9 protein-coding genes and 1 tRNA gene are annotated in these 9,179 nt (G+C 66.3%); 4 read left to right on the forward strand and 6 right to left on the reverse strand.

The genetic code is table 11. From position 1 onward, the window contains the following. Positions 1–5 precede the first annotated feature (5 nt). On the reverse strand, positions 6–725 hold the full coding sequence (locus AC5Y4N_RS03095) for a response regulator transcription factor (protein ID WP_499906994.1): 720 nt from the start codon (positions 723–725) through the stop codon (positions 6–8). 115 nt (positions 726–840) lie between these two features. On the opposite strand from AC5Y4N_RS03095, the gene AC5Y4N_RS03100 reads away from it, so the two are divergent. Then, a complete protein-coding gene (locus AC5Y4N_RS03100) occupies positions 841–1,530 on the forward strand; it encodes a hypothetical protein (protein ID WP_499906996.1) in 690 nt (229 codons plus the stop codon). A gap of 4 nt (positions 1,531–1,534) precedes the next feature. On the opposite strand, the gene AC5Y4N_RS03105 is transcribed toward AC5Y4N_RS03100, so the two are convergent. Then, positions 1,535–1,610: transfer RNA gene (locus tag AC5Y4N_RS03105), tRNA-Thr, on the reverse strand. Between the two features lie 222 nt (positions 1,611–1,832). Between AC5Y4N_RS03105 and AC5Y4N_RS03110 the strand changes: the two genes are divergently transcribed. Then, positions 1,833–4,052 (forward strand): MDR family MFS transporter, encoded by a 2,220-nt coding sequence (locus AC5Y4N_RS03110; protein ID WP_499906998.1) that lies wholly within the window; start codon positions 1,833–1,835, stop codon positions 4,050–4,052. 3 nt (positions 4,053–4,055) lie between these two features. Here AC5Y4N_RS03110 and AC5Y4N_RS03115 read toward each other — a convergent pair whose 3' ends face one another. Both AC5Y4N_RS03115 and AC5Y4N_RS03120 read right to left on the reverse strand, forming a co-directional pair. Further along, positions 4,056–5,072 (reverse strand): aldo/keto reductase, encoded by a 1,017-nt coding sequence (locus tag AC5Y4N_RS03115; RefSeq protein ID WP_499907000.1) that lies wholly within the window; start codon positions 5,070–5,072, stop codon positions 4,056–4,058. A gap of 109 nt (positions 5,073–5,181) precedes the next feature. Continuing rightward, positions 5,182–6,495 carry an ammonium transporter gene (locus tag AC5Y4N_RS03120; RefSeq protein ID WP_499907002.1) on the reverse strand — a complete coding sequence of 438 codons (1,314 nt, stop codon included), beginning with the start codon at positions 6,493–6,495 and terminating at the stop codon, positions 5,182–5,184. A 385-nt stretch (positions 6,496–6,880) separates the two neighbouring features. Here AC5Y4N_RS03120 and AC5Y4N_RS03125 point away from each other — a divergent pair, with 385 nt between their 5' ends. After that, on the forward strand, positions 6,881–7,228 hold the full coding sequence (locus AC5Y4N_RS03125; protein ID WP_499907004.1) for a hypothetical protein: 348 nt from the start codon (positions 6,881–6,883) through the stop codon (positions 7,226–7,228). An 18-nt stretch (positions 7,229–7,246) separates the two neighbouring features. On the opposite strand, the gene AC5Y4N_RS03130 is transcribed toward AC5Y4N_RS03125, so the two are convergent. Continuing rightward, positions 7,247–8,029, reverse strand: coding sequence for an enoyl-CoA hydratase/isomerase family protein (locus AC5Y4N_RS03130; RefSeq protein ID WP_499907006.1), 783 nt, complete (start codon positions 8,027–8,029; stop codon positions 7,247–7,249). Positions 8,030–8,095: 66 nt separating this feature from the next. Here AC5Y4N_RS03130 and AC5Y4N_RS03135 point away from each other — a divergent pair, with 66 nt between their 5' ends. Beyond that, on the forward strand, positions 8,096–8,224 hold the full coding sequence (locus tag AC5Y4N_RS03135) for a hypothetical protein (RefSeq protein ID WP_499907008.1): 129 nt from the start codon (positions 8,096–8,098) through the stop codon (positions 8,222–8,224). A 103-nt stretch (positions 8,225–8,327) separates the two neighbouring features. On the opposite strand, the gene AC5Y4N_RS03140 is transcribed toward AC5Y4N_RS03135, so the two are convergent. Beyond that, the gene (locus tag AC5Y4N_RS03140; RefSeq protein ID WP_499907010.1) at positions 8,328–9,179 is read right to left on the reverse strand and encodes an SDR family oxidoreductase; all 852 of its coding nucleotides are present in this window, start codon (positions 9,177–9,179) and stop codon (positions 8,328–8,330) included.

Consider the following 9,179-nt stretch of genomic DNA (forward strand, 5'->3'; position numbering starts at 1 on the left):
CGCTCCTAGCGCGGTTCACGAAGCACGTATCCGACGCCGCGCAGGGTGTGCAGCAGGCGCTTCTCGCCGGTGTCGATCTTGCGGCGCAGATAGGACACATAGGACTCGACGACGTTGACGTCACCGCCGAAGTCGTAGCGCCAGACGTGGTCGAGGATCTTCGGCTTGCTCAGCACGGTGCCAGCGTTGATCATGAAATACCGCAAGAGGGTGAACTCGGTGGGCGACAGCGACACCGGTTCGCCGGCCTTCCACACTTCATGGGTCTCTTCGTCGAGTTCGATGTCGGCGAACGTCAGCCGCGCGCTGCGAGGTTGTTCGCTTCCCTTACCGGCGCGGCGCAGGATCACCCGCAGCCGTGCAACCACTTCTTCGAGGCTGAACGGTTTGGTGACGTAGTCGTCGCCGCCGAGGGTCAGACCAGTTATCTTGTCCTGCAACGTATCTCGAGCCGTCAGGAACAGCGCCGGGGCGTCGATGCCGTCAGCGCGCAGTCGGCGCAGCACACCGAACCCGTCCATGCCGGGCATCATCACGTCGAGGATCACCGCGTCGGGCCGCACCTCGCGGGCACGATCGAGAGCGGCCGGACCGTTCGATGCGGTATGGACCTCGAAACCCTGGAACTTCAGGCTGACGGAGAGCAACTCGACGATGTTGGTCTCGTCGTCGACCACCAACACTTTGGCTTCGGGTTGCGGGTCTGCTAGCGGTGCCGCACTCATGCCGGACAATGTCCACCCCCCGGTTGAGGGAAAGCTGCAGCATACCTGGGAGCTTGCTGTGAGTTCGAGATCGCGCGTGCGCGGAAACCGCGTGTGAAGTGCCTAGACTACGAACATGGACCTGAGCAAACGGATGGCGACGGTCTTCATCGCCCCGGCGAAAATCGGCTTGGCCGCCGCTGATGCGAGCTTGTCCGCCGCGAGCCTCGGAGTGGGTCTGGCGCGCAAGGCGCTGGGTGACGCGGGTGAGACGCAGGGCTCGATCGGCCTGCGCAACATCGACTCGACGATCGACAAAGCCAACCGCCTCGCCCGCATGCTCGACGACAACGCACCGCTGGGCCGCGCGTTGGCGCCGGGTGGCCCCGTCGAGCAGCTGATGCGGCCCGGTGGTCCGATCGACCGGCTCATGGCGGAAGGCGGCGTCCTGGAACGTGCGGTGGCGCCCGGCGGGTTGGTCGATCAGTTGCTTGCCGAAGAGGGACTGGTCGAGCGGTTGCTGTCCGAGGATGGCCTGCTCGAGAGATTGATGGCAAAGGGCGGTCTGGTGGACATGCTGACGGCCCGCAACGGTCCGCTGGAACAGATCGCCTTTGTCGCTGAGACGATGAACCGGTTGGCGCCGAACTTGGAGGCGTTGTCGCCGACGGTGGACATGCTCAGGGATGCGGTCGAATCGTTGAGCACGATGACGAGTCCGCTCACCAACATCGCCGACCGGTTCGCCCTGCGGGCACGGCCCCGGCGTCCTGCACGACCGATCGTGCCGTCGGAACGCATCATCGAAAACGACGACGAGCGCTGACAACTGGAGCCGCGTGAGAGACTCGAACTCTCGCCATTCGCCTTACAAGGGCGACGCTCTACCAACTGAGCTAACGCGGCAGGGGTCGACTCGCTGAGTCTTGCGCGATTCTACGACGCAGATGATCGACTGGTGCTGCGCGGCCATTGCTGGGGCCGAAGGCGAAGTGTCGGTGTCCGAGGTCACCGGTCACGGCACCGGGCAATCTTTGCGATGCATGCGGCGGGTACCTTGGCTGCAGGATCGGCGCCGCCGGCGATGCCGCCGCCGAGCATGCCGCGCAGCACCAGGAGAAACCCGCCATGACCGCTGAGACCACGCGTGAGCGCCCTGCGCCGCAGCCGCGCGGCGGTCAGGTGACTGCTCAGCGGCGCAACGTCATCTTCGTCGCGATCTTGCTCGGCATGCTGCTGGCCGCCCTCGACCAGACCATCGTGGCCACCGCACTGCCCACCGTGGTGGCCGACTTGGGCGGCGCCGGCCACCAGTCATGGGTGGTGACGAGCTATCTGCTCGCGTCGACGATCGTCACCGCCATCGTCGGCAAGCTCGGAGATCTCTTCGGCCGCAAGACCGTCTTCATCACCGGCGTGCTCTTCTTTCTCGTGGGGTCGGTGCTCTGCGGCGTCGCGGGGTCGATGGCCATGCTGGTGGTTTCACGCGCACTGCAGGGCGTCGGCGGCGGCGCGATCATGGTGACCGCCACCGCCGTGATCGGCGAGGTAATTCCGTTGCGTGAACGCGGCCGCTATCAAGGCGCACTGGGCGCCGTGTTCGGTGTCACCACCGTCATCGGGCCGCTGCTGGGTGGGTTCTTCACCGACCACCTGAGTTGGCGATGGGCGTTTTGGATCAACGTTCCGGTGGGCGCAGTGGTGATCGCCGTCGCCGTCGCCGCGATCCCGGCGCTGGGCCGAACGGCGCGACCGGTGATCGACTACGCGGGCATCGTGTTCGTCGGGCTGGCCGCGACCGGTTTGACCCTGGCCACCAGTTGGGGTGGCAGCACCTACGCGTGGTCCTCGCCCATGATCATCGGCCTGTTCGTCGGCTCTGCCCTGGCGCTCGCGGTTTTCGTGTTCGTCGAATTGCGAGCGGCCGAACCGATTCTGCCTATTCGGCTGTTCGCTGATCCGGTATTCACGGTGTGCTGCGTGCTCTCGTTCGTGGTCGGCTTCGCGATGTTGGGCGCCTTGACGTTCTTGCCGACCTACATGCAATTCGTCGACGGGGTGTCGGCGACTGTGTCGGGACTGCGGACGCTTCCGATGGTCGCCGGCCTCTTAGTCACCTCGATGACCAGTGGTGTCATCGTCGGGCGCACCGGCCGCTACAAGGTATTTCCCGTGGCCGGCACCGCGGTGATGGCCGTGGGTTTTCTGCTGCTGTCCCGAATGGATGCCGACACCTCGGCGCTCGAGCAGTCATTGAGCCTGCTGGTGCTGGGTGCCGGCATCGGCATGTGCATGCAGGTGCTGATCCTGATCGTGCAGAACACTGTCGACTTCGCCGACCTCGGCGTGGCCACCTCCGGGGTGACGTTCTTCCGGACCATCGGCAGCTCGTTCGGCGCGGCGATCTTCGGCTCGCTGTTCGCCAACTTCCTGTCCGATCGGATCGGCGGCGCGCTCAGCGTCAGCGGCGCGCCCCCGGTCGCGGCCCAATCACCCGAAGCACTACATCAGCTGCCCCACCGGACGGCCGCCCCGATCATCGGCGCCTACGCCGACGCGCTCGATCTCGTATTCCTCTGCGCTGCACCGGTTGCCGTCGTCGGATTTGTGTTGGCGCTCTTCCTCAAGCAGGTCCCGCTGCGCAACACCGCCGCCGGGCACAGCGCCGACATAGGCGAGGGCTTCGCGATGCCCACCAACGAAACCTCGCAGCAAGTACTCGAGAATGCGGTCGGTCGGCTCCTGCGCCAAGCCTCCGGCGTCCAGCTGCGTACGCTGGCCAGCCGCCCCGGAAGCCAACTCGATGTGGCTCAACTGTGGGCGCTGCTCCAGATCTACCGCTTCGCCCAAGCCGCCGGTGAAGCACGTCTCGGCGACATCGCCGAGCACTACCGGATACCTCGCGAGGTGGTGGAGCCGCCGTTCCATCAGCTCGTCGCCGGAGGTTACGCACAGCGCACCGGTGACCGCTTCTGGTTGACGCCAACGGGCGCTCACCAGATCGAGTATGTCCGCGAGAGCCTCGTCGGCTGGCTGACCGACCAGCTCGCCCGCTCGTCGGAGTTCGAGGGACGACCCGATCGCCAGCGCGTGCACACCGCTTTGCAGCGGATCTCCCAAAACGTCCTCGTTCAGCGCGACTGGTCCGACGACAGCACACGCCCGTTCCGCATGCGGATCTCACCGCCTTCTCCCAACGCACCCACCCGCCCGATGCAGAGCCAGGCGCCTCGAGTGCCCGGCAACGAGCCAACCCGGCCGGTACGAATTCGCCCGCCGCGCAAAGACATTGGCGGCCCGCCACCGCCCGCCCGGCCGCAACCGGGACACCGAGGCCGATGGCGCTGACCGCTACTCGCGGCCGGCCGAAACCCAGGTGAGGTCTTCGAAGCGGTCCCCGGCCACCTTCGACGCCACGCCATCCAGCGCGGCCAACTGCTCCGCACCAAGCGCCACCGCCAACGCACCCACGTTTTCGTCCACCCTCGCGGACCGTCGGGTTCCCGGAATGGGCACCGTTGTCACGCCGAACGTCTCGCCACGCTGAATCAGCCACGCCAACGCCACCTGTGCGGGGGTGGCTGCCAATTCCTCGGCGACCGACTTGATCACGTCGACCACCGCGAAGTTGGCATCGAGGGCGCCGTCGCGGAATCGCGGCATGTTGCGGCGAAAGTCACTGCCCGACGCCAAATCGTCGGCCGAACGGATGGTGCCAGTGAGGAAACCCCGGCCCAGCGGTGAGTACGGCACAAAACCGACGCCAAGTTCGGCGGCGGTCGGCACGACCCGGCGCTCCACGTCGCGGCTCCAGATCGACCACTCGCTCTGCACGGCGGCGATCGGGTGTACGGCGACGGCAGCTCGAAGCTCGTCGGCCGTCACCTCTGACAACCTCAGGTGCCGCACCTTACCGGCGGCTACCAGCTCGGCCATCGCGCCCACCGTCTCCTCGATCGGCACCTTCGGGTCGCGGCGATGCATGTAGTAGAGATCGACCACGTCGGTGCCCAGCCGGCGCAAACTCTCGTCGATGCATTGCCGGACGTAAGCGGCATCTCCGCGAACCGACGGGCGGCCCGCCGCCCGGTCCGCCGGGTTACCCTGGATGCCGAATTTCGTTGCGAGGGTTACCTCGTCGCGGCGGTCCTGTAAGACCTTGGCGATGAGCCGTTCGTTGTCACCCCCACCGTATACGTTCGCAGTGTCGATGAAGGTGACGCCGATGTCGAGGCAATGATGAAGTGTCGCAAGCGATTCGGTGTCGTCGACCGAGCCGTAGACCGGGGTCAACGCCATCGCACCGAAGCCGATCGCGCTCACCGTCAGTCCGTCGCCGAGTTTGACAGTCGGAACCGGAGTGGTCATCATCTGCTCCTCGTATTCACATGGCCCATTTCGGCATCGCAGCGCGTGCCCGGTCAAGGCGCTGACCGCCCCTACAACATGTCTGCGGCCGAGGCTATGCCCGCTGCGGTCAGCTTTCGTCTGCCGCCTCAGCCGGCGAAGTGTGTGAACCGAGGTCGCCGAAGATAGCGGGCCGCCGCGACGGCTGGTACCCATGCACGCCTTCGGCGTATGCAGACTCGGCGTGCTGGGTGAAATCGACGCCAGTCTTCTCGTCCTCGGCGCTCACCCGAAAACCCATCAGCTTGTCGATGGCCTTCGCCAGCCCGAACGACATCGCGAACGCGTACAACCCGACCACCGCCGCGGCAAGCGCCTGTCTGCCCAGCTGCGCGAATCCGCCGTGATAGAACAGCCCTTGCGGACCGCCCGTCATCACCTGGGTGGCCAGCAGACCGATCAACAGCACGCCCACGAGGCCACCCACGAAGTGCACGCCCACCACGTCGAGCGAATCGTCATAGCCGAATCGAAACTTCAACCCGATCGCGAACGAGCACACGATGCCCGCCGCCACGCCCACAACTGCTGCGCCGAGGGTGTTGACCGTTCCGCACGACGGAGTGATTGCGACCAAGCCAGCGACGACACCCGATGCCGCACCGAACGTCGTGGGCTTGCCGTCGCGAATCCGTTCCACCGCCAGCCAACCGAGCATGCCGAGACACCCGGCCACGAGGGTGTTGAGGAAGATCGCTGCCGCGGTTCCGTTGGCCGCTAACGCCGAACCAGCGTTGAACCCGAACCACCCGAACCACAGCAGGCCGACACCGAGCAACACGAACGGCAGGTTGTGCGGGCGCATCGCGTCCTTCTTGAACCCGATACGCGGACCCAGCACCAGCGCCAGCGCCAGCGCGGACGCGCCGGAGACGATCTCGACCACCAGACCGCCGGCGTAGTCGAGGACACCGAGCTTGAACAGCCAGCCGCCGGGCGCCCACACCCAGTGCGCCACCACGGCGTAGACCGCGACGGCCCAGAGGGGAACGAACACCATCCAGGCCGAGAACTTCGCGCGGTCGGCAATAGCGCCGCTCACCAGAGCGGCGGTGACGATCGCGAACGCAAGCTGGAAGGTGGCGAACAGCAGTTCCGGCACCGCGCCGTGGGCGGTGTCCGGTGCGATGCCCGCCATCGCGACGTGCGAAAGGTCGCCGAGCAGCCCGCCTGCGCCGTTGCCGGAAAAGGCCAGTGTGTAGCCGACGAGCAACCAGGCCACGGTCACCAGCGGGATCGCGATGAAGCTCATCATGATCATGTTGAGGACACCCGTTGTCCGCACCATTCCGCCGTAGAAGATCGCCAAGCCGGGCGTCATCAGCAACACCAGAGCGGTGCTGGCCAACAGCCAAGCGGTCGCCGCGGGATCGATCGAATGCACGCCGGCTCCTTTGACGAGCTTCTTCTGACGGTCCCGACGAGGATGTCGTCGGCGCGTTTCGTCCGCGCGGCAAGAGTGTTTCGGGGATGTTTCGTGTTGCGGTGGGGTTACCGGACGCTCACGAGAAGGCCGAATGGCCTCGAGCAGAATTGTCGGCGATCGTCAGGTCGACGCTGGTGGCTCAACGTCGGGGCCGCACCTGCGGATCGCCTCCACGACGAGCCCATCTACGCGCAACCCTCTCGAACAGCTCGCCGCTCAAGCAGAATGCTTCCCGCCTGTGCGATGAGCTAAACCCGCGAAGCGCACCCGAACCGCGCAATGACGTTGCCGGTGCGCATAAGCTGAAGCCGTCATTGGGCGTTTCTTGCGAGGAGCTGTGGCGATGAGCAAGCGAGTGCGACGGATGGCCGCGATCTTCGTGATGTCGGCAGCGCCGATGGCAGCGGCGATCGCCTCGCCGGCGGTCGGCTGGGCCGACTGCGGCGGCCGCACGTGGGATCCGGTCGCCAAGCTGTGTTATCCATTGCCACCGGCGCCGGACTGGTATCAAGCCGCGCCCTCGTGGGCGCAGCCGTGGGCGCCACCCTGGGCGCCGCCGCCACCACCACCTCCTCCGGTCCCCGTGCCGTTCGCCTTTCAGATGACGCCCGACGGCCCGCAGCCGCTGCCACAGCAGCTGAAGCCGATCTGGGATCCGCGGTTCAACGCCTGGAGTTGGGTCCCGATATAGGGGGTGTGTCGAACCGCCTCACGCGAACTGGGGTCGGCGCTTCTCCAGAAACGCGGTGATGCCCTCGTTCCCGTCAGCGGAGTCCGCGCACGCCGCGATGAGCCGGCCCTCCAATTCCATTTGCTCCTCGAGCCCGGCCCTGAACGACGTCAGCAGCAGCTTCTTCACGGCCGAGGCGGATCCTTTTGCGCCGCTTGCTATTTGGTCAGCCAGTGCGTCCACGCGTGCCGCGAGCTCAGTGGCCGCCACCACTTCGGTGACCAAGCCCCACTGCAACGCCTCCGCAGCAGACAGCTTGCGGTTGGTCAACATAAGCTCCTGGGTCTTGCGCATGCCGATCAGCCGCGGCAGAAAGAACGAAGAACTGCCGTCGGGACTGAGCCCTGCCGCGGTGTAGGCCATCGTGAACGATGCGGTGTCGGCTGCCAGGACCAGGTCAGCGGTGACCGCCAGGCTGAAACCCGCCCCCGCGGCCGCCCCGTTGACCGCGCTGATGACGACCGCATCCGTGCGGGCCAGCGTCGAGATCGCCCGGTGCAGGTCGTCGGCGATGGTCTTGACGTAGTGGCCGCGCGTGGTCGAGGACGAGGCCATCCCGCGAAGGTCTCCGCCGGCGCTGAAAAACCGGCCTGCGCCAGTGAGCACCACCACCTTGGTGCGGTCGTCGTCGCAACGCCGCGCCACGTCGGCGAGCTCACGGGTCATCGTGTCGTTCATCGCGTTCGCGGCGTCGGGCCGGTTCAACGTGATGCGGCAAATGGGACCTGAGCGTTCGAAAGCGATGGCCTCGTACTGGGTCATTCGGCAACCCTATCGACAGGCCTTGTCCATATGGGGGGCGTGCACCACGACACCAGGAGGGTCGCAATGACGTCGATCAGCCCAGATGCCATCCGCTCGTTCTTCTCCGTCGACCGGCCGGCGTACCGCGTGCAGGCGGTGGTGGACAGCTGGCGCCGCATCGACGACTTCTTCGCCGCACCCTTAAAGGGTTGAGCTCATGTGCACCTACCTGACAGACCGCAGCGGATCGACCGAACCGCCTCGGCGCGCGAAAGCTGCTCCGTCACAGTGGAATTCGTGGAGCGCCGCGTCGGGTCTAGGTGACGACGCCGCGCAGCCCTTCTTCGCCGAACACCGGTTCGAGCATCGCGGTGAAGTCCGGACCGCGGCGCAGCGACTGCCCGCCATCGACGTTGATGATCTGGCCGGTGATCCAGCTCGCCGCATCGCTGAGCAAGAACAGCGACAGCATGGCGACGTCTTCGACCTCGCCGACCCGGGGCAGCGGGGTGTTGATGCGGTAGTCCTGCAGGACACCAGGGGTTTGCATGATCGGCTCGACCAGATCGGTGCGGATCAGTCCGGGCCGGATTCCGTTGACGCGCACCCACGATGGTCCGAGTTCGTCGGCGGCCACCTTCATCAGGTGGTCGACCGCCGACTTGGTGGGTCCGTACGCGCCGAACCACCGGTGGGTGTTGCTCGCAGCGATCGACGAGATCGCGACGAACGAGCCGCCGCCACCGCGCACCATCTCGCGTGCCGAGTGCTTCAGCACGTACATCGTCCCGTTGACGTTCAGGTCGACGGTGCGCTGCCAGGCCTCCGAATCGATCTGGGTGATCGGGCCGATGGTCTGCGAACCACCGGCGCAGTGCACCACACCGTGCAGCCGCCCGCTCCACGCAGCCGCCGCCTCGACCGCTCGGCCCGTCTCGTCCTCGCTGGTGACATCGGTCGGCTCATAGCGGACCTCGCCTTCGCCGTCAGCACCCGCCTGGATTTCGGCCACCGCGTCGGCGAGCCGGTCCGCATTGCGGCCGACGATCATCACGCGAGCACCGGCGCTCACCAGTGCCGCGGCCACGCCTTTGCCGATTCCGCTGCCGCCGCCGGTGACAAGGTACGTCCGGTCGGACAAAGAGAATTGCTTTGCGAAGTCAGACAT

This window comes from Mycobacterium sp. NGS19, assembly GCF_059813155.1.